Raw genomic sequence first — 20082 nt, 5'->3', positions numbered from 1 at the left:
CTTCGAAACTCGTTCAGCTGGGGGCGGGGCCGCTGCGCGGGCGGCCGCCCCTGGAGGAGGCACTCCCCGTGTTCGCGCCGGCCCTGCTGTCCAGCCCGGCGACCAGCCGGACGGCCTCATCGGCGACGTCCTCGTCCACCACGACGTCGTACCGGCTGGGCTCCATCGAGCGGACCGAGGCGAAGTTCCTGCGGCCGCCCTGGGCCGCGTGCAACAGCACGCCGAGCAGCGCACCGACGACCGCTCCGAAGATCAGCCCGTACAGGGCGAGGAGCAGACCGGAGACGACCGGATTCAGCCAGTTCAGCAGCCCGAAGATCCAGCCGACGAGTACGCCGGGCAGCGCTCCGGTGGCTGCGCCGTGGAGGGCGGCCTCGCCGTACCCCATTCGACCGATCACTTGTTCGACCAGGCGCATGTCCCGACCGATGATCGCCACCTTCTCAACGGGAAAGCCCTGGTCGGCGAGGTGATCGACGGCATGTTCGGCTTCCTGGTACGTCGAGTACGAGGCAACGGCCCTGCGGGCCTGCTCGGTCATGGCCACTCCTTCCGCCGACGGACCGCCGAGCGGTCCCGACAGGTCCCAGAGTGGCTGTTCGCCCGGTCACCCCGCCTGCGCCCAGCGGGTCCAAAAGTGGCACCGGCGGTCGGTCTGCGAGGACAGGAGGCGGGACGACGATTCGGGTTCGCGGCGGGGTACCTCACGGTTCGGCCCGGCGTGAGGTAGCGGGGTTCACGGATGTTCCGAGTCCTGGTTCCCACCCGGGACGCAGGACCGACCCCTTCCTCCACTCCAGGCTGGTACGGCGCACCGCGGCGATCCTGATCCCGTGGCGACATTCGACGCGGCTGCGCGACGCTACGGGCCGGCGGCCGTACGGAGGCGACCGCCACGGCTGACCGGCCGGTGGGGTGGAGAGCGGGCCCACCTCCACCGTGCACCGCCTGCTCTCTCCGCGGCCAGGCCGTTGGGTTCAGCCGGGCATGGGGTGGTGCGCCCGGGCGAACTGCTCCACGACGGCGGCGCAGAAGGCAGGCAGGTCGGCCGGGCCGCGGCTGGTGACCAGCTGCCCGTCGACGACCACCTCCTGGTCGGCGACGACCTCCGCGCCGGCGTTGCGCAGGTCGGTGCGGATGCTGGGCCAGGACGTCAGGCGGCGACCGCGCACGGCGTCGGCCTCCGCCAGGGTCCACGGGCCGTGGCAGATCGATGCGACCGGTTTCCCGCTGGCCATGAAGTCCCTGACGAACTGCACCGCGTCGCGGTCCATGCGCAGCTGGTCGGGGTTCATGGTGCCGCCGGGCAGGAGCAGGGCGTGGTAGTCGTCGACGGAGGCGTCGGCGACCAGGCGGTCCACAGGGAAGGTTCCCGCCGCGTTGAGGTCGAACTGGCGGGCCTGGATCTCGCCGGGATGGAGCGAGACGATCTCGGTCTTCGCCCCTGCGCCCTGCAGCGCACCGCGCGGCTGGTCGAGTTCCACGCGCTCGACGCCGTCGGCGGCCAGAATCCCCACCCGCATCCCCCGCAGTTCCTGTGTCATGATGCGGCTCCCTTCACGAGTCGCTGGTTGTACGACACGAGTGGCAGGGACACCCGGCAGGGCCCGTCCGGATCCCTTTCCCGGACCGGGGACTGCAAGGCGCGGCCGAGGGTGCCCCGAGCGTGTATGCGCGCGCGACCAGCCGGAGCTGCCGTCCGGGTGGAGGACGACTTCGGTCCAGCCGTCGTCGCGGGCGTCGAGGTGCTGGTATCCGTCTGCTGCCTTGTTCATCGACACGCGCATCGAGGACTTCCTTCACCCTCTCGGCGCGCAATCCCTCATCTGCCTGCCCGAAACGGCATTCCGAATCCGAGGCCGTTGCGTGGGAGAAATCAGGCGTGATTTTCCCGGCCCAGGAGACCAGCCGCGCTGAGAGGGCAATCGCGAATCCTCGAGCATCTGCGGCGCGACCCCGGCCTCGACAAAGGCTCCCGTCTCCTTCCGGCCCCCGCCCGGCATGTCAGTTCAGATCGGTGACATGCACCGGGGCGCGACCGCTACAGCAGCCGGTCGAACACCGCGGTCACGCTGTCCCAGTGGCTGGTCTGCGGGTTCTTGACATCCGGGTACATGATTTTGAACGTCTCGGCGAGGGCGACGCTGAGACCGCCGATGATCTCGGGGTAGCGCTCTTCGGTCTCGTGGGTGGGTGTCCTGTCGAGGGGAGGGTGCGCGGCGAGCTGTTCCACGATCGGCTTCAGCTCGACCTCCTCGTCGAGCCGCCGGAACCGGTGGATGCTCTCCTGGAGGCCCTTGGTGATCGGTAGGTCCCACGGTTCGACGGTATCCCGGCCGTTGGCCTTGGCCGACGCCTGGCCGACGACCAGGAGGTCGTAGAGCTTGGCGTCGACGAAGTCGCCGTACCGCTTCAGGTCGTTCTTGTCCACGTCGAGGCCTGCGGCGGCGCGGAAGAACCTCTCGAACTTCGACACACCCATCACGGTCATGCCTCTCGCCTCCTCACCGGGAACCGGACGGCGTCGTTCGCTCCCGCCGGCGCCGCCATCGGCTGTTACCGGTCGAGATTCGCAGAGCCCGCCTGCTGAGCGCCTCCGCACCCGAGGCCGAAAAAGAACACCCCCTCCTACCCTGGCAGAGCAGCATGGAATGCGCAGGCATCCCCCGGTCAGCCGTACGGCCGTCCCTCTCGAACGCTCTCGACGCCGAACGGGCCGACCGGGCCGACCGGAAACGCGACGGCGGAAAAGCCGGCCGCGCCCCACAGGCACGGCGCCCTGACGCACATCCGGCAGACCGGCGACGGTGTCCCCTTTGCCGTGGCGGAGGCCGTCCGCACTTGTGCTCGGAGGTCCACGGAGCCCGCCGTTTTTCCGCCCGTCGGGAGCAGGCAGGGTGTGGCCCGGAGAAGGCGGAGCCCCTCACCCGTGCCACCCTGGAAACCCTGGCCGAGCGGCTCACCAGGGGTGAGGCGGAGGACCTCGCGTCCGAACTGCCCAAGCCGCTGAAGGAACCGCTGGTCTCTCCCACTCCGGAGGCCGAGCCCTTCGGACTCGACGAGTTCATCAATCGGGTGAGCAGGCGAGCAGGGGTGAGCCCGGACGAGGCCCGCGAGGGCGTACGGGCGGAGCTGACCACCCTGAGGGACGCGGTCAGTGATGGCGAGTTCCGCCACGTAATATCCCAGCTGCCCCGGGACTTCGAGGCTCTCGTCGGCGCCCCGGGCTAGAAGGAGCCATGACCGACGAGGTCGGCGCCACCATCGAGGACACGGAACCGGCCGTACTCACGGCGGCCACCGTCACACTGGTCGAGGGGCGGACGTTTTGCGTCTCGGGCAAGAGCCGGCCGCTTGAGGTCGATCACCAGAGTGCCGGCGCCCGCATCGGCCGCCCCCTCGACCGCCACACACAGTGCGGCGAGGCGGGTCGACGGGGACCGCAGCGAACCACCCATTCCGACGACGAGCGGGCGTGTCATCCTGTCAACTCCTTCAGAGCATCTCCAGGGGCGTGGGCCCGCTGGGTGGCGGGAACGCCTCGTCGAGGGCGTCGAGCGCCTCGGTGGGAAGGTGGAGGTCCACCGCGCCGCGGTTCTCCCGAACGTGGTCGGGTGATCCGGAACGCGGGATCGCGGTCACCCCCTGTTCCAGCACCCAGGCGAGTGCCACCTGGGTCGGCGTGGCTCCGAGGGCCCGGGCCACGGCATCCAGTGCCTCGACCTTCAGGAGCCGCCCCTGCTCGATCGGGGAGTAGGCCATGACCGTCACCCCGGCCTCGCGGCACCAGGGGAGAAGATCCCACTCGATGCCGCGCCGGGAGAGGTTGTACAGCACTTGGTCGACGGCCGAGGCGTCGCCACCGGGGAGGGTGGTCAGCTCGGCCATGTCGGCCACGTCCAGATTGCTCACGCCCCAGTAACGGATCTTCTCCGCCTCCATCAGGTCGGTGAATCCCGCCAGGGTCTCCTCGAGTGGCCACCGTCCCCGCCAGTGCAGCAGGTACAGGTCCAGCCGTTCCGTACGGAGCCGCCGCAGGCTGCCCTCGCAGGCAGCGACGGTGCCCTTCCGGTCGGCGTGGCCTGGCAGCACCTTGCTGACGAGGAAGACCTCCTCCCGGCGTCCGCGGAGGGCCTCCCCGACGAGTTCCTCGGTTGCGCCGTCGCCGTACATCTCCGCCGTGTCGACGACGGTCATCCCCAGGTCCACGCCCAGCCGCAGTGCGGCGATCTCCTGTTCACGCCGGGCCGGGTCCTCGCCCAGGTACCAGGTGCCCTGCCCGAGCGCCGCGATCTCCTCACCAGAGGGGAGCGCGATCGTTCTGGCCGATTCCGCAGACATCTCGGGCCTCCCGTCTGCCGCGGATCCGTGTCACGCGCACCCGCACCGGGTGCCCAGGTCCGCGCCTCCCAGACAACCGTGTCGCATGCGCCGCCGGGAGGTCAGGAGGGGCGAGCGGACTGCGCCGAGAGCTCGCCGGGACCGGGTGCGCGATCCCGCAACGCGACGACCACCGACACAACGGCGCCGCAGGAGAGGACCGTCGCGAAACCGATCATCGCGGTCTGCACGGCGAAGTGCCGCAGGGCGATGCTGAACAGGACGGAGGGCAGGCCCATTCCCAGGTACGCGACGACGAAGAACACGGCGAGGACCCCCGCGCGTGAGGCGGGCTCGGCCACTGAACCGGCACGTTCGACGCCTCCCTTGAACAGCAGCCCGGAGCCGGCTCCCGACAGGGACACGGCGACCAGGTAGAGCCAGAGCGCCGGATGGTGGAGGGCGACGGCGCACAGGACCAGCCCGACCGGGAAGACCACTGCCCCCACGGTCAGGAGCCGGGGCAGTGGGAGGCGGCCCAGCACCAGCTGGGCGGCCGCCGCGGAACCGAACATGAGGAAGGCCGCCAGGCCGACCACGAGGTGCGAGTCGGTGTGCAGGGTGCCGTGGAGCACGCTCGCCCCGAGGGAGGAGATCAGGCCGAGGATCGCGAAGGCGAAGGCGCCCAGCGCGCCGGCCGCGCCGAACGCCCGCCGGCCGCCGGGGCGCAGGACGAACCTGCTGGACGGTTGGGCCGCGGGCAACTCCAGGTCCACGGTCTCCGGGGTGCACAGCACCAGCGCCAGGCACACTGCCATGGCGAGCGTGAAGATCGCCTGGGCGGTGATCAGGGGCGCGGGAAGCCACTCGGCGGCGGCTCCGGCGACCAGGGGCCCTGAGGCCAGGCCGCCGAGGTTGGCGGCGGTGGCCACGATGCCGGGCAGCACCGAACCCGTCCGTTCCGGACGGACCTCGTGGTGGAGGTCGTGCAGGTACGTCGTCGCGGTCGAGGCCATCAGCCCCAGTCCGACACCGTTCAGGATCCTGCCCGCGATCAGCCCCGGCAGGTCCCGCCACACGATCAGTACGACCGACGCGACGATGCCGACCAGCAGCGCCGGGACGATGATGCGCCTCCGGCCGAGCCGGTCCGACAGGTGCCCCAGCCCTAGGAATGCGGCCGCTGCGCCCACGACCATCGAGGCGTACGCCACCGTGACCGTGGTCGCGCCGAAGTGGTCCCGAGCCTCGTACAGCGGCCACAGCGGGGTCGGCGCGGTGCCGAAGGCCATCAGCACGGTGAAAGCCACCGCCACGAACCAGAAGCCGGTCGTGTGCGAGGCACGGCGCCGGGCGGGGGCGCGGGGCGGCAGGTCGGCGGGAGCGGGTGCTGGAATCCGGTGGGTCGGGTCGTCGGGAGCGTCGGCTGTGGGACGGCTCAGCGGCGTCGGAACGGCAGGCAGGGGTACCCCTCCTCGGGCGGAAGCGGATGGCGCTTTCCATCCTCCTCACCAGCCAGAATCAGTGCCAACGAATGTTTTTGCTGGGCTCCAGCAATGCGAGTGATACTTCTGCTGTGGAGCTACGTCAGCTGGAGCACTTCATCGCGGTCGCCGAGGAGCTGAGTTTCACTCGTGCCGCACGCCGGCTGCACGTGGTGCAGTCAGGGGTGTCCGCCGCGATCCGCTCCCTGGAGCGCGAGCTCGGCTGCGCGCTGTTCGAGCGCACGTCGCAGCAGGTCCGGCTCACCGGGGCGGGCGCCTCGCTGCTGCCGGAGGCTCGGGCCACCCTGAACGCCGCCCAGGCCGCCCAGGACGCCGTACGCGCCGCACAGGACACGCTGCGCGGCACGGTGAACGTGGGGGCCATGGCCTCGGTCGAGGTGGTGGACCTGCCTGCGCTCCTCGGGCAGCTGCACGCGCGGCATCCGGCGATCGACGTCCGGCTGCGGCTGGCGACGGCCGGCTCGGCGGGACTGGCGCAGGCGCTGCTCAGCGGGGACCTTGACGTGGCCTTCCTGTCGCTGCCCGAACGCAAGCCCGCCGGGATCGACGCACGGGAGCTGGCCACCGTGCCGCTCGTCCTGGTGGTGAGCGCCGCCCATCCGCTCGCGCAGCGGGGAAAGGTGGTACTTGCGGACCTCGCGGGGGAGCCCTTCGTGGACTTCCCGCCGGGCTACGGCAACCGCGAGGTGGTCGACCGGGCGTTCGCGGCAGCGGGCGTCGCACGCCGGGTGGCACTGGAAGTGCCCGACATCGACATGGGGGCGGCACTGGTCCGGCACGGTCTGGGCATCGCCTTCCTGCCCGCGTTCGCCGTTGCCCGCACCCCCGGCCTGCACGTCCTGGACGTCCACGGCACCGTGCTCCGCTGGAGCATGCATCTCGGCACGTCGTCGACCCGGCGGCCCAGCTCGGCTCTGCGGGCGCTGCTCGACCTGGTCGACCTCCACGTCATCGCACTGTGACGCCCGGGCCGCGGCCCGGGCCTTCGTGTGCGCCTCACGCCATGACGGCCGCGAGGGACCGGCGATCCGCGGGTGTCACCCGGCGGGTTTCATGGCCTGGGAGAAGTCCGTTCCGAGCTGCGCCATCAGGTCGTTGAACTCCTTCTCGCTGATCGCCTCGCGGAGCACGGCCAGTACGGTTCGCACACCCCGGTCGGCCTCCTCCTCCTTGAGCATGGTGCGTTCGGCCACGCGCCGCACGCTGTCCTTGTGGCCGAACCGCTCGATGCGATCCGTGGTTCCCCGGCGCACCGCCTCCGCGAGGCCCTCGGGGAGCTCGGTGACCAGGTCCCTGGCCTCCCCCGGGCTCAGCCTGTGGGCCAGCGTCTCGAGCGTGGCCCAGGTCAGGTCCCCCGCCTCCTCCCGGCCCAGTCCGGTGCGCTCGGCGACGGTACGGACGAATTCCTGCTCATCCATGGGTCGTCCTCCTTCGCTGCTGTGTTGCGACGAACGGCGCGGACGCCCTGCAAGCCTGCCACGCCGGCCCGGCCCGCGCCCGCCCACGGACGGCGATGACCACGACTGCCCCCAGCCTGCCGTGACATGGGACCGGATCAGCACGTGTGAGCGGGTCCGGGCGTGGAAACCCGAGGGGTCCCGACTCCAGGGAGGCGTCATGGACGCCCATGTCACTGCCCAGGCAAGCCCCATCGCCACGGTCAACCCGTACACCGGTGAAAGGGTTCGTGAGTTCCCGGCGCTGAGCGACGAGGACGTAGGGCGCGCGATCGACGCGGCGCACCGCAGCTTTCCAAACTGGCGTGCCCGGTCGACGGCCGACCGGGGGGCCCTCGTGCAACGCGCCGGCCGGCTCATGAGGGAGCGCAAGGAGGAACTGGCGCACCTCCTGACCCTTGAGGTCGGCAAGCTGATCAACTCGAGCCGTGCAGAGGTCGACCTCGCGTCCGACATCCTCACCTACTACGGAGAGCACGGCCCCGAGCTGCTGGAAGAACGACCCCTGCCGGTGCCCGAGGGCACGGCCGTGCTGGTGAACGAGCCGCTCGGCGTCCTTCTCGGCGTTATGCCGTGGAACTTCCCGCTGTACCAGGTCGTCCGATTCGCGGGTCCGAACCTCGTCCTGGGCAACACGATCCTGCTCAAGCACGCGAGTAGCTGCCCCCAGTCCGCACTGGCACTCGAGCAGCTGTTCACGGATGCGGTTGTGCCGACCGGGGTCTACACCAATCTTTTCGTGCGGGGCAGAGACGTCGGGAACATCATCGATGACTCTCGAGTGCAGGGAGCGTCACTGACCGGAAGCGAGCGGGCGGGCGTGAGCTTGGGCGAGATCGCCGGCCGCAATGTCAAAAAGTCCGTCCTCGAGCTGGGTGGCAGTGATCCCTTCGTCGTGCTGGACGATCACAACCTCGAGCGCACCGTGTACGCCGCGTTCCTCGGCCGGATGGGCAACACCGGGCAGTGCTGCGTGGCGGCCAAGCGCTTCATCGCCCTTGCCGACGTCTACGACGCCTTCGTCACCGGGCTGCGTGACCGGATGAGCGAGGTGCAACCGGGAGATCCGGCCGACCCCGCCACCACGCTCGGCCCGCTGTCCTCCGAGGCCGCGGCCGAACTCCTGATGGAGCAGGTTCGTGACGCGGTGGACAAGGGAGCCACGGTGGTGCTGGGCGGCGGGCGGCCCGACCTGCCGGGCGCCTTCGTCGAGCCGACTCTTCTCACCGACGTCACACCGGACATGCGGGCCTACCGGGAAGAGCTCTTCGGCCCCGTCGCCACGGTCTACCGGGTCGCCGACGAGGACGAGGCCGTGGCGCTGGCCAACACCTCTCCCTACGGCCTGGGAGGCGCGGTCTTCGCCGCCGACCCGGAACGTGCTCGCGGAGTCGCGGACCGGCTGGAGGCGGGCATGGTATGGATCAACCACCCGACCGCGTCCCGACCGGAGCTGCCCTTCGGCGGCATCAAGCGCTCCGGCTACGGGCGCGAACTCGGCGACGTGGGCATCGTGGAATTCGCGAACCGCAAGCTCGTGCGCTACGTGGACGCCGACGCCCCGATCGAAGAAGTGCTGGGCTGACCTACGACGCCACTGCAGCGCTGCTGACACCACTCCCACAGGAGTTCCAGCGAGGCGTCAGCCGGGCCCGCCCAGCACGATCTTCCACACTCGGGTCGCCACCTGGAGGTTCAGCCGGTCCTCGACGTTCGCGAGGTCGTTGCCGCTGATGTCGCGGATGCGCTGGAGCCGATAGCGCAGCGTGCTGCGGTGGATCGCGAGGGATTCCGCGGTCTCGTCGTAGTTGCCGCCGCAGTCGAAGTACCGGGACAGGGTCTCCACCAAGGTCGCGTGGTGCCGGGAGTCGTAGTCGATGAGCTGCCCGAGCCACTCCTGTACGAACGTCTCCAGTTCCCGGTAATCGTTGCCGGGTCCCAGGATGCGGTAGAGGCCGAGCTCGTCGAAGAACGCCGTGCCGTAGCGCTCGCGGGAGTGGCGGCGCACGTCCAGGGCGCGCTGCGCCTCCTGGTAGTGGTGGGGGATGTCGTTCAGGGAGTCGGAAGGGGCGCTCACCCCGATCGTCCCGGACCGTGTTCCGGTCTCCCGGGCGAGCGCCTCGTACAGCGAGCGGGCGTGCGGCCTGTCGTCGGCGACCAGGACGACGTGGTCGGAGCGTCGGGTCAGCAGCGAGCGCATGCCCACGGCAGAGGCCGCCCGCCCCACGGTCTGTGCGAAGGAATCGTCGGCGGTCCGGTTCGACCACTGCACCACGACGACGTAGTGGCTGCGGTGCAGGTCGTGTCCGACTGCCTCGGACCGGGCGTAGGCGCTCGCCTCGTCCGTCCCTGCCAAGAGGTCGTCCACCAGCTCGCGGTGCAGCCTCAGCTCCACTTCCGCCAGATTGCGCAGGTGCGTCAGCTCCGGGGCGAGTGACGCGGCAGCGTGTTCCAGCGCGAGCACGGTGTGCTCGTCGGCCTCGTCCCGGGCATCGACCAGGGCCAGCACGCCCAGGATCTCGCCGTGCGGGCGGATCAGGGTGATCAGCCGGTCCCTTATCCGCACCGGCCCGGCCTGACGGGCGACGGCGTACAGCATTTCGTCCTGGCGCACTGGGTCCGGTTCGGGATAGGGGACGGGGCGGCTGGGGCCGGTCCAGGACCTCAGCCGACCGAAGCGGTCCTCGACCAGCACAGGTAGTCCAGTGAGCCCGTGCAGTGCGCGGGTGACAGCTTCCTCGCCGCCACCCGAGGCAGCGACGCCGGCCATGAGCGCGTGAACGGCTCGCTCGTAGCCCAGCTCGGCCACCACAGAGATCAGCTGCCGCTGGAGGGCTGTGCGTTCGTCCCTCAGTCGGTGCAGCTCCAGCGCGTCCTCGCGTCGGCGGCGATGTGCGAAAGCGACTGACAGTGCGGCAGCGGTGTGCCGGACGAGCGTGGCGAGCAGGGATCGCTCGGCCTCGGTGGGCCGGGAGCGGGACGTCACCACGAGGTAGCCGTGGAGTCCCTCAAGTCCGCGTAGCCCCAGGGCCCGACCCCAGGGCCTGCCGGGTACGGTCACGTTGCCGTCCTGCCCGGCCAGCTCCCGCACCCTCCGGCTCACGGCCGAGGCAGGCATCTGCCCGTCCCTTGGACTGGGGACCAGGTCGCCGCCCACATTGAGGTATCCGGCCTCGGCACTGTATGGCCCCGCGGCGGCTATGTGGTCCATGGCCAGGCGCAGAATCTCGACTTCGTCCAGAGTGCCGAACAGGGCGCGGGAGAGCGCGACCAGTTCGTGCAGGGCATGGTCGGCTGGGGTTCGAGCGGGCGGGCAGGGCCCTCCGCGCGCGGCCGTGGGGTCCCGCCCGGCGCTGCCCCGCGGAAGGCTGCCCTTCCGGTGGGAGTAGCGGTGGTGCAGGCTGGGCGCCTGACTGCCGACCATGGGACCACTCCGTCCCTCGAAGCCCTCAGAGAACCGCGCGGCATGTCGCGTACCCGCTCACGGGCCGGCTACCCGAGATGTGTGGATCCTTTCTCGCGTACTCGTGGGGCGACCGGACCTGTGCAAGTCATTACCCGCACCCGGGCGAGGGCGGAGTGCGGCGTCAGCCGCCGGCCACGGCGCGCACCGCCTCCTCGACCGGGGTGGACCCGCTGATCAGCTCGAGGATGCGCCCGGCGGTCCTGGGCTCGTGGAGCAGGGCTGCGAGCACCGCAGCCACGTCGTCGCGCGGCACCTGGCCGCGGTCGGTGTGCTCGGCGAGCGTGACGCGGCCGCTACCGGGGTCGTCGGTGAGCATCCCCGGGCGCAGAATCGTCCAGTCCAGTCCCGGACGGGAGGCGATGTCGGCGTCCGCCTCGCCCTTGGCCTTCAGGTAGGCGGCGAACACCGGGTCGGTGCCGGGCGGCGGCGGACTGTCCACGCCCATCGCGGAGATCACCAGAAAGCGGCGCATCCCGGCGCGCTCGGCCGCGTCGGCGAGGAGGATGGCCGCGTTCCGGTCCACCGTCTGCTTGCGGGCCGCGCCGCTGCCCGGTCCGGCGCCCGCGGCGAACAGTGCCGCGTCGGCGCCGCTGAGGTGGCCGGCCACCTCGTCCACCGAGGCGTGCTCCAGATCGCACACCACCGGTTCCGCGCCGTCCGCGCGCAGGTCGTCGGCGTGGTCCGGGTTGCGGATCAGCCCTGTGACGTTGTCGCCGCGGGCCGAGAGCAGCCGGGTCAGCCGGCGCGCGATCTTGCCGTGTCCACCCGCGATCACCATGTGCATGGGGTCATTCTTGCCACACGCGACCGCTCAGGCCGGGCTGCGGGACTGCCGCGGCAGGTCGCGTCCCGCGGTTGCCGTAAGGCCGGCGTACTCGCGCACCGCGCTGGTGTGCGAGACCACCCGGCCACCGGGTCGCGCCGCAGGTGCTCGGGGAATCGCGATCGCGATTCTGTCGTCAGGAGCGCGCGAGCCGGGCCGCGAGATACGGTGCGGTGGCGCTGCGGCGGGCCCTCGCCACCTTGGCCGGCGGACCCGCCGCGACCACCCGCCCGCCCGCGTCGCCGCCGCCCGGACCGAGGTCGATGACCCAGTCGGCGGTGGCGATCGTGGCCAGGTCGTGCTCGACGACGACGACCGTGTTGCCGGCGTCGACGAGCCGGTGCAGTTGGCGCAGCAGTAGCGCGATGTCCGAGGGATGCAGCCCGGCCGTCGGCTCGTCGAGCAGGTAGAGCGCGTGCCCGCGGCGGGCCCGCTGCAGTTCGGTCGCCAGTTTGATGCGTTGCGCCTCACCGCCGCTGAGTTCCGTCGCGGGCTGGCCCAGCCGCAGGTACCCCAGTCCCACCTCGCGCAACGTCTCCAGACTGCGGGAGGCGGCCGGGGCGGCGGACAGGAACTTGGCGGCGGCGTCGACGGACAGCGCCAGTACTTCCGCGATGTTCTTGCCGCGGTAGGTGACCTCCAGCGTTTCGGTGTTGTACCGGGCGCCTTCGCAGGTCGGGCACGGCGCGTAGGTGCCGGGCAGGAACAGCAGTTCCACCGCGACGAATCCTTCGCCCTGGCAGGTCTCGCACCGCCCTTCGGGCACGTTGAAGGAGAACCGCCCGGCCGAGTAGCCGCGCGCCCTGGCTTCGTCCGTCGCCGCGTACAGCTTGCGCACCGCGTCGAACATCCCGGTGTACGTGGCCAGGTTGGACCGGGGAGTGCGGCCGATGGGCCGTTGGTCGACCCGGACCAGCCGGTCGAACGACTCGACCCCCGACGCGTCCTGGACGTCGACCTCCAGCTGCGCCTCGTCGGGTTCCTCGGGCACGAGTCCGAGGTGGCCGCGGACGACCTCGGCGAGCACCTGCGTCACCAGCGTCGACTTTCCGGAACCGGACACGCCCGTCACCGCCGTCAGTACGCAGAGCGGTACGTCGACGGACACGTCACGCAGATTGTGGCGGGAGACCCCGCGCAGGTGCAGCCAGCCGTGCGGTGTGCGCGGGCGGTGATCGAGCGGCTGGGCGCGCCCGAACAGGTACTGGCTCGTGGCCGACTCCCGGACCCGCTCGAGACCGGCGACCGGGCCGCTGTACAGCACGCGTCCGCCGCCCTCGCCCGCGGCGGGGCCGATGTCGACCACCCAGTCCGCCCGCCGTACGACGTCCATGTCGTGCTCCACGACGAACAGCGAGTTGCCCGCCGCCTTGAGGCGGTCCAGCACGTCCAGCAGCGGTTCCGCGTCAGCCGGGTGCAGGCCCGCGGAGGGTTCGTCGAGGACGTAGACGACGCCGAACAGCCCCGAGCGCAGCTGGGTGGCGATCCGCAGGCGCTGCGCCTCGCCTGGCGACAGGGTCGTCGAGCGGCGCCCGAGGCTGAGATATCCGAGGCCCAGGTCGAGCAGTACGTCGACCCGCGCGACCAGATCGCCGCAGATCCGGACCGCGACCTCGGTCGTCTCCCCGGATCGGGCGGTCGAGGTGGTGGCGTCGGCCTCGGACCGCCCCGCGACGGGCCGCAGCAGCGCCAAGACCTCTGTGAGCGGCATCGCGTTGATCTCGGCGATGGAACGTCCCGCGAAGGTCACGGCGAGCGCCTCGGGCCGCAGTCCGCTGCCGTGACACGCGGGGCAGGGCACACTCCTGACGAACCGGAGCGCCCGTTCGCGCATCTTCTCGCTCTTGGAGTCGGCGAGGACGTGCATGACGTGCTTGCGGGCGCTCCAGAACTTGCCCTGGTAGCCGTAGTCGACGCGGTCCTCCTCCGGCTCGATGTACACGGAGGGCTGCTCGTCCGTGTACAGCAGCCAGTCCCGGTCCTTCTTCCTGAGCCTGCGCCACGGTCGGTCGATGTCGATCCCCAGGCCGCTCACGACACTGCGCAGGTTGGCGCCCTGCCAGGCGCCCGGCCATGCGGCGATCGCCCCCTCGCGGATGCTCAGCGAGGGGTCCGGGACGAGCAGGTCCTCGGCGACGTCGTGCACGACGCCCAGTCCGTGGCACTCCGGGCAGGCGCCGGCCGCGGTGTTGGGGGAGAACGACTCGGCTTCCAGCCGTGCGGCGCCGGGCGGATAGGTGCCGGCGCGGGAGTACAGCATGCGCAGCAGATTGGACAGGGTGGTGAGGGTGCCGACCGTCGAGCGCGAGCTGGGCGACCCGCGTCGCTGCTGCAGGGCCACAGCCGGTGGCAGTCCGGTGATCTCCTGCACGTGCGGTGCGCCGACCTGTTGCAACAGTCTTCGGGCGTACGGTGCCACGGACTCGAAGTAGCGCCGCTGGGCCTCCGCGTAGAGCGTGCCGAACGCGAGCGAGGACTTGCCCGAACCGGAGACGCCGGTGAAGGCGACCATCGCGTCCCGCGGAATGTCGACATCGATGTTCCGCAGGTTGTTCTCACCGGCGCCCCGGACATGCACGAAGGGGTCGGTCGCGTCCCTGTTCACCGTTCCTGATTACCTGATCGCGCCGGGAACCGCGCGACAGGCGCCGTCACCGGGCCCCGCTCCCGGGAAACCTTCGAGAGTGCTTCGCCGTTGATCCGTATGTGGGCGTGAAGGGGAGCCCCGCCGCGAGGCGACCGCCCTTCGCGCCCACTCTCGATCCGCCCCGGCCGGGGACCCCCGAACCAGTCGAAGTCTTCGCCTGTCCCCTGCCTGCGCACCTCCGGGCAGGACACCGAAGCGGGGTGTCCGGTGGCGCGGCGTGCGGTGCCGCCCGGGGTGGCGGCGCGGAGCTGGTGTTCGTGGTGGCGCACGCAACCGTGTGCCCGGTGGTGGGGCAGGTCCTGCACGGCGGAGCACGAGGAGACCTGACCGTACCGCCTGCACCTGCTGGCAGGGGCCAGCGTGTCACGCGGCGTCGGCGTTACCTCGGGGGCATCCTGTGACCACGTGCGATCGCGGGGGCAGCCGGCGATAAGGAGTCATGCGTGTGTCGTCTCAGGACGTTACGGTCGTGGCTCTTCTGGCGGATCCGGATGCGCCGACGGAGATCGCGCAGCGCATGGCCCAGATGCTTCCTGATCGGCTCGCCGACAGGTCACAGGGACGACGGTTCGACGTCGAGGTGGTCAGTGAGCCCTTCACAGCAGGGACCGAGGACCTGCCCACATTGACGCGCCGGATCATGGACCGCGGAAGTGAGGGGAACTGGGACATCGTCGTGGCCCTCACCGACCTTCCCCTGCACTCACACGGGCGCAAGCTCGTGGTGGAGCTGAGTCACGAACACGGCTTGGCGCTGCTGTCCCTTCCCGCGCTGGGGGGCTTCCGGCTGCAGACCAGGGCCCGGCAGGCCGTGGAAGAAGCCGTGCTCAGTTTGGCGGGCCCGCAGGCCACTGGGCCTGAGGGCCCTCCGGGAAGTCAGCCGCTGCGGGGGCCCTTCATCGGTCGTCTCGCGCCCATCCATCCGGGCCAGGTCGGTGAGGAGGAGATCGCCGATCTCCGGTACGTCGTCAGTGGGCCGCGCGGTTACCTGAGGGTGCTCGGCGGTATGGTCCGCGCCAACCGGCCGTGGCGCTTGGTGCCGGGCTTGTCGAAAGCCCTGGCGGCCGCACTCGCCACGGGAGCAGTCGCCACTGTGAACTCCACCATCTGGAACCTGGCCACCTACCTGAGCACGCCACGCCTAGTGATCGCCATGGTCGGGTCTGTCGGTCTCATGATCGGCTGGCTGATCGTGGACGCGAACCTGTGGCATCGAACGGATGAGGTTTCGCCGGAGGCGAGGAAGAGGGCCGCTCTCTACAACGCCTCGACGATCGTGACCGTGGGTATCGGGGTGATCGTCTGCTACGTGGGTTTGATGGTCATCAACGTGGTGTGGGCGCTGTTCATCCTCAACGACCGGGTGTTCGCCACCACGACACGAACCCCGCTGCACACCACGGAGTACTGGACCTTGTCCTGGTTCGTCGCTTCGGTCGCCACGGTGGGCGGCGCGCTGGGATCAGGCCTGGAGAGCGACGAGGCGATCCGGGCAGCCGCCTACTCCAAGCGCGAACAGGAGCGTCGCAGCGTGCTGCAGGACGACCACGGTGACTAGCGGGTGACCTCAGTCGGAGATGTGCCGTCGGTTGCTGATCGTCCGGATCCGGAGATTCCGCTGATCGGTCGGTGCGTGGTTGTTTCGCCTCGGGGGCTGACGGGGACCCGGAGGCAATGCCGCCGGAGCGCCGAAGCTCCGCCTGGCGGGCCGGCGGCACATGGTCGGTCCATCTCATCCGGGTGCACGGCCCGCAGAGGCGTGCCGGAGCCACGGACGCCGTCGCAGCATTCCGAGAGTCAGGCTCCTTGCGCCCTCTCCATCTCCGCCATGCCGCGACATCAAGGGAAGTCACCATGAAAGCAGCGGTATATGAAGGACCGCGAACGGTCACAGTGAAGGACGTACCGGACGCGAAGATCGAACACCCCTGCGACATCATCGTCAAGATCACCACCACCAACATCTGCGGTTCGGACCTGCACATGTACGAGGGCCGCACCTCGTTCGAGTCCGGCCGCACCCTGGGGCACGAGAACATGGGCCAGGTCGTGGAGGTCGGACCGGCCGTCCGCAAGGTCCAGGTCGGCGAGTACGTGGTCCTGCCCTTCAACATCGCCTGCGGCTTCTGCAAGCAGTGCGAGCAGGGTCTGACCAACTACTGCCTGACCATGCAGCCGGAACCCGCCCTCGCGGGAGCCGCCTACGGATTCGCCGACATGGGCCCCTACCAGGGCGGCCAGGCGGAACTGCTGCGCGTGCCCTACGGCGACTTCAACGCGCTGCGTCTGGGCGAGGACGCCGCCGAGCGGCAGACCGACTACGTGATGCTCGCCGACATCTTTCCCACCGGCTACCACGCCACCGAGATGGCCCACGTCAAACCGGGCGACCAGACCATCGTCTTCGGGGCCGGTCCCGTCGGGCTGATGGCGACCTACTCCGCCCTCCTCAAGGGCGCCGGCCGCGTCTGGACGGTCGACCACCAGCCCGACCGGCTGCGCAAGGCGGAGGAGATCGGGGCCATCCCGATCAACACCGCCGAGCAGAACCCTGCGGAGGTCGTCAAGGAGGCCACCCTCGGTCTGGGCGCCGACAACGGCTGCGAATGCGTCGGCTACCAGGCACACGATCCCCAGGGACACGAGGACGCCAGCCTCACGCTCAACGGCCTGATCGACTCGGTCAGGTTCACCGGCGACATCGGCGTGGTGGGCGTGTTCCTGCCCCAGGACCCCGGCGGCGCGGAGGCCCAGGGCGAGCTGGAGGCCCAGGGCAAGGTGCCGATCGACTTCGGGAAGATGTGGTTCAAGGGCCAGCACATGGGCACCGGGCAGGCTCCGGTGAAGAAGTACAACCGCGCCCTGCGGGATCTGATCGCCGGCGGGAAGGCGAAGCCGAGCTTCGTCGTCTCCCACGAGCTCAGCCTGGACGAGGCCCCCACCGCCTACGAGCACTTCGACGCCCGTGACGAGGGCTGGACCAAGGTGGTCCTGCATCCCAACGGACACGGCAACGGCCACAAGCGGTAAGAGATCCGGTGCCGCCGTGCCCCCTGCTTCCCTCGGACCGGGGGTGGCGATCTGCCCGTCCGCCGGACGGGGCTGGGGGCAATCGCCGCGCTCCGGCCGGACCTGAACCAACAACGATTGCCCGCGCTCCGGCCTGGAGGACGGACGGCGGACGCTCAGCAGTGTCCGCAGTGGCAGCACCACCTCCAGCGGCTGCGGCCGCCAGCCAGCGGGCCGTGGGGGAGGCTTCCTTGCACGAGGGCTGCCGCACCTCAACCAGGCCGACGCGACCCGGCAGGGCGTTCCGGCCAGGCGGACACCTGTGACGTGGCTGCGGGCCTTCGGGGAGGTCGTGCGATCCGGGCTCAAGATCGAGGAGACGCGGCTGGAGCCCCTGCTCGCGCTGCGCGCGGCCGCTGGGGTGGCGATCGTCGTCGGGCCGGCGCTGTGGCTGGTCTCCCCTGCGTATGCCGCGTCCGCCGCCCTCGGCGCCTACTCCGCGGGTGGGGCCACCTTCCAGCGCAGCTGGCGTCCACGCAAGGTGGTCGCGCTCGGCGCGGGCGCAGGTCTGGCGCTCAGCACCTTCGTGGGCTACCTGGCGGCGGGGCGATTCGTGACGTTCCTGCCGCTGCTGGCCGTATGGGCCTTTGCCGCGGGAATGGCGTGGGCCGTCGGATCGACTGCTGGGATCGTCGCAGCGACGACCGTGGGCAGCATGATGGTGACCATCACCTTGCCCACGAGCATCGGGCGAGCCCTGGAGCACGCCGGGATCATCGCACTCGGGGGCGTGACGCAGGCCGTGCTGATCTTGCTGTTCCCGATCCGGCGTTGGGGCGCGCATCGTGACGCGCTCGCCGACGCTCTGGCCGCAGTGGCGGACTACGCCCGCCGGTTGCGGCACGACCCGACCGCCCCGTTCGACCCGGAGCCGTTGATGACGGCCCGGGACGCGGCTGCCGTGACGCCGTCACAGGCCCGCACCCGTCCCCCCGTCCTGCACGGCCCCCGGGGACTCGCCGAGCGCATACGGCCGGTGGTCGCGGCGCTCGCCGACCCGGACGTGGGCGCCCCGGCGGAGGGACCCGGGCGGGACCGCGCGCGGGAGTTGCTCGACGCGGCCGCCGACGTCCTGGATGCGGCCGCTCGTTCGATCCGACGCGGCACTCCCGCCGAGGTGCGGCCCGGGAGCATGGACGTCCTGCGCGTCGACGAGGAGCACGAGGTGCTGGAGGGCCCCGCGCGGCAAGCCGCCGAGCGGCTCGTGGAACTGCTCGGCGAGGCGTTGGAGATCGCCGGGTGCGGCTGCGCGCCCGGGAGGACGCCCACGCCGCCCGGCCTCGCCGGCGCCCAGTTTTTGATGCGCCCGACCATGCTCCGGTTGGTCCCGGTCCTCGTCCGGACGGTCCGCCGTGAACTCCGCCGGGACTCGCCCATATTCCGGCACGCCGTCCGCCTGGCGGCGGTGGCCACGCTCGGCTATCTGATCGCCGCCCGGCTACCCCTGGGCCACGGCTACTGGGCACCCATCGCCTCGGTGATGGTGATGCGGCCGGACTTCCACCGGACGTACGCGCGTGCGGTGGCCCGTCTCGCCGGGACCCTGGCGGGGGTCGCGCTCGCCACCGGCATGGTGCGGGCCCTGGGCCCGGGCGCCCACGTGTCCGGCGCGCTGGCGGTGGTCTCGGCGGGCCTGTCGTACACGCTGATCCGGACCGGCTACGCCTACTCCCAGTGTTTCACTGCCGCGTACGTCGTCTTCCTGCTCGGCATGGGCGGCCAGGCATGGGAGCAGACGGTCCCCGAGCGGGTGGTCCTCACCCTGCTCGGCGGGGCCCTGGCGATGCTGGCGTACGTGGTGTTCCCCGCATGGGAGACGCCCAAGCTGCCGGGCCGACTTGCGGACTGGCTCGCTGCCAATGGCCGCTATGCGGCCGCGGTGCTCCGCAGCTACGCCGAACCGACCCGGGAGCATCACGCCGACATGCGCAGGGCACTGCTCGCAAGCAGGGAGGCACGTGCCGCCTGGCAGGAGGCATACGACCGCGCGAGGCAGGAACCGGTCCGCCCCAGGGGTCTGACATCGCGCGAGGCGCAGGAGGCGCAGGAGGCGCTCAAGCGGTTCGGCCGGGCGGCGATGCTCATGGAGAGCCATGTACCGCGGGCCGACAGCCGTTTCATCCCCGAGGCGGAGCGGTTCGCCGAGGCCCTCGAGGCGGACACCGAGCAGGCGGCAGTCGCCGTGCGCGAGCACCGGAACCCGGACTGGGGGCGCGTGGAGGAGGCGCTCCACGCGTGGGAGGGCGCCGCCGTCGGCAACGGGAGCCCGGTCGTGCGGCGCGAGGCGGAACTGCAAAAACAGGCCTTGGAGGACCTCGCGACAGCCGTGAGCCGCACCCCCCTGGAACGGGACGTCGGCTCTGCTCGCGAGGAGCAGCGGGTGCGGGCGGCCCTGGCTGCGGAAGGTAACGGATCAGGGCCCGCGCATCGGGGTGGGTGACGGCGCGGCGACAGAGAGCGCCGCACCTCCTGGAACGGAAAGAGTCTCCCGGCCGCGTCGAGACCGCGGCGTCAGCGGGCCGCACAGTGACAGTGGGCAGCTTCGCGGCGCGGTCCGAGCGACTGGATTTCGGCGATCTGCAGGTGCTTCGGCTTCGAACTCGATCGCCGCCTGCGCCCCTTCGCCGGCACGGTGCTCAGTATGGTCGCCCACCCCGGCGGCGCACTGGACTCGCTCACCCCGTCCCGCCCACAGGCAGCGTCATCCGTGCCGTCCGTCCTCGCCCTGGAATGACCGAGTTCAGCTTCCGCGATCCGAGACGGGGGATGATGTGCACGATGGGCGGCGCAGGACA

The 20082-nt window shown here is 70.9% G+C and carries 16 protein-coding genes and 1 pseudogene; 7 read left to right on the top strand and 10 right to left on the bottom strand.

Translation table 11 applies throughout. The features are described 5' to 3' along the window. Positions 1-13: 13 nt before the first annotated feature. The 3 genes from SY2F82_RS32630 to SY2F82_RS32620 all read right to left on the bottom strand — a co-directional run bounded on the left by SY2F82_RS32630 (position 14) and on the right by SY2F82_RS32620 (position 2491). Positions 14-541, bottom strand: coding sequence for a general stress protein (locus tag SY2F82_RS32630; RefSeq protein WP_236041835.1), 528 nt, complete (start codon positions 539-541; stop codon positions 14-16). Positions 542-977: 436 nt separating this feature from the next. Then, on the bottom strand, positions 978-1544 hold the full coding sequence (locus SY2F82_RS32625; RefSeq protein ID WP_200421919.1) for a type 1 glutamine amidotransferase domain-containing protein: 567 nt from the start codon (positions 1542-1544) through the stop codon (positions 978-980). Positions 1545-2041: 497 nt separating this feature from the next. After that, positions 2042-2491: a DUF1931 family protein gene (locus SY2F82_RS32620; RefSeq protein ID WP_200421920.1), complete on the bottom strand. Its 450-nt coding sequence runs from the start codon at positions 2489-2491 to the stop codon at positions 2042-2044. 350 nt (positions 2492-2841) lie between these two features. On the opposite strand from SY2F82_RS32620, the gene SY2F82_RS32615 reads away from it, so the two are divergent. Further along, positions 2842-3231: a DUF2267 domain-containing protein gene (locus SY2F82_RS32615; protein WP_200421921.1), complete on the top strand. Its 390-nt coding sequence runs from the start codon at positions 2842-2844 to the stop codon at positions 3229-3231. Here SY2F82_RS32615 and SY2F82_RS32610 read toward each other — a convergent pair. The 3 genes from SY2F82_RS32610 to SY2F82_RS32600 form a co-directional block, all read right to left on the bottom strand. Further along, on the bottom strand, positions 3228-3482 hold the full coding sequence (locus tag SY2F82_RS32610; protein WP_200421922.1) for a hypothetical protein: 255 nt from the start codon (positions 3480-3482) through the stop codon (positions 3228-3230). The two genes, SY2F82_RS32615 and SY2F82_RS32610, sit on opposite strands and share 4 nt — an antisense overlap. A gap of 13 nt (positions 3483-3495) precedes the next feature. Further along, entirely contained in the window at positions 3496-4341 is an 846-nt protein-coding gene (locus tag SY2F82_RS32605) for an aldo/keto reductase (RefSeq protein WP_200421923.1), read from the bottom strand. A 101-nt stretch (positions 4342-4442) separates the two neighbouring features. Beyond that, on the bottom strand, positions 4443-5630 hold the full coding sequence (locus tag SY2F82_RS32600; protein ID WP_236041836.1) for an MFS transporter: 1188 nt from the start codon (positions 5628-5630) through the stop codon (positions 4443-4445). 266 nt (positions 5631-5896) lie between these two features. On the opposite strand from SY2F82_RS32600, the gene SY2F82_RS32595 reads away from it, so the two are divergent. Continuing rightward, on the top strand, positions 5897-6787 hold the full coding sequence (locus SY2F82_RS32595) for a LysR family transcriptional regulator (RefSeq protein ID WP_200421925.1): 891 nt from the start codon (positions 5897-5899) through the stop codon (positions 6785-6787). A 75-nt stretch (positions 6788-6862) separates the two neighbouring features. Here SY2F82_RS32595 and SY2F82_RS32590 read toward each other — a convergent pair whose 3' ends face one another. Then, complete coding sequence (locus tag SY2F82_RS32590; RefSeq protein WP_200421926.1) at positions 6863-7243, bottom strand: DUF2267 domain-containing protein; 381 nt, start codon at positions 7241-7243, stop codon at positions 6863-6865. 199 nt (positions 7244-7442) lie between these two features. Between SY2F82_RS32590 and SY2F82_RS32585 the strand changes: the two genes are divergently transcribed. After that, a complete protein-coding gene (locus tag SY2F82_RS32585; protein WP_200421927.1) occupies positions 7443-8867 on the top strand; it encodes an NAD-dependent succinate-semialdehyde dehydrogenase in 1425 nt (474 codons plus the stop codon). A gap of 57 nt (positions 8868-8924) precedes the next feature. Here SY2F82_RS32585 and SY2F82_RS32580 read toward each other — a convergent pair whose 3' ends face one another. From SY2F82_RS32580 to uvrA, 3 genes are all read right to left on the bottom strand, one after another. Then, entirely contained in the window at positions 8925-10706 is a 1782-nt protein-coding gene (locus SY2F82_RS32580) for a CdaR family transcriptional regulator (protein ID WP_200421928.1), read from the bottom strand. A 163-nt stretch (positions 10707-10869) separates the two neighbouring features. After that, complete coding sequence (locus SY2F82_RS32575; protein WP_200421929.1) at positions 10870-11532, bottom strand: SDR family oxidoreductase; 663 nt, start codon at positions 11530-11532, stop codon at positions 10870-10872. Between the two features lie 175 nt (positions 11533-11707). Then, the gene (gene uvrA / locus SY2F82_RS32570; RefSeq protein WP_200421930.1) at positions 11708-14176 is read right to left on the bottom strand and encodes an excinuclease ABC subunit UvrA; all 2469 of its coding nucleotides are present in this window, start codon (positions 14174-14176) and stop codon (positions 11708-11710) included. A gap of 481 nt (positions 14177-14657) precedes the next feature. On the opposite strand from uvrA, the gene SY2F82_RS32565 reads away from it, so the two are divergent. From SY2F82_RS32565 to SY2F82_RS39265, 4 genes and pseudogenes are all read left to right on the top strand, one after another. After that, entirely contained in the window at positions 14658-15776 is a 1119-nt protein-coding gene (locus SY2F82_RS32565) for a hypothetical protein (protein WP_200421931.1), read from the top strand. A 296-nt stretch (positions 15777-16072) separates the two neighbouring features. Further along, entirely contained in the window at positions 16073-17248 is a 1176-nt protein-coding gene (locus SY2F82_RS32560; RefSeq protein WP_200421932.1) for a glutathione-independent formaldehyde dehydrogenase, read from the top strand. Between the two features lie 301 nt (positions 17249-17549). Then, positions 17550-19727: an FUSC family protein gene (locus SY2F82_RS32555; protein WP_200421933.1), complete on the top strand. Its 2178-nt coding sequence runs from the start codon at positions 17550-17552 to the stop codon at positions 19725-19727. Positions 19728-19789: 62 nt separating this feature from the next. Next, a pseudogene (locus SY2F82_RS39265) lies at positions 19790-20000 on the top strand (short-chain dehydrogenase); the annotation flags it as partial. Between the last annotated feature and the right edge of the window lie 82 nt (positions 20001-20082).

The sequence above is a fragment of the Streptomyces sp. Y2F8-2 genome (assembly GCF_014905555.1).
GTDB classification, from domain to species: Bacteria; Actinomycetota; Actinomycetes; order Streptomycetales; family Streptomycetaceae; genus Streptomyces; species Streptomyces cynarae.
The sequence above is the reverse complement of the archived record's forward strand: the minus strand, read 5'-3'. Positions and strand labels throughout refer to the sequence as shown.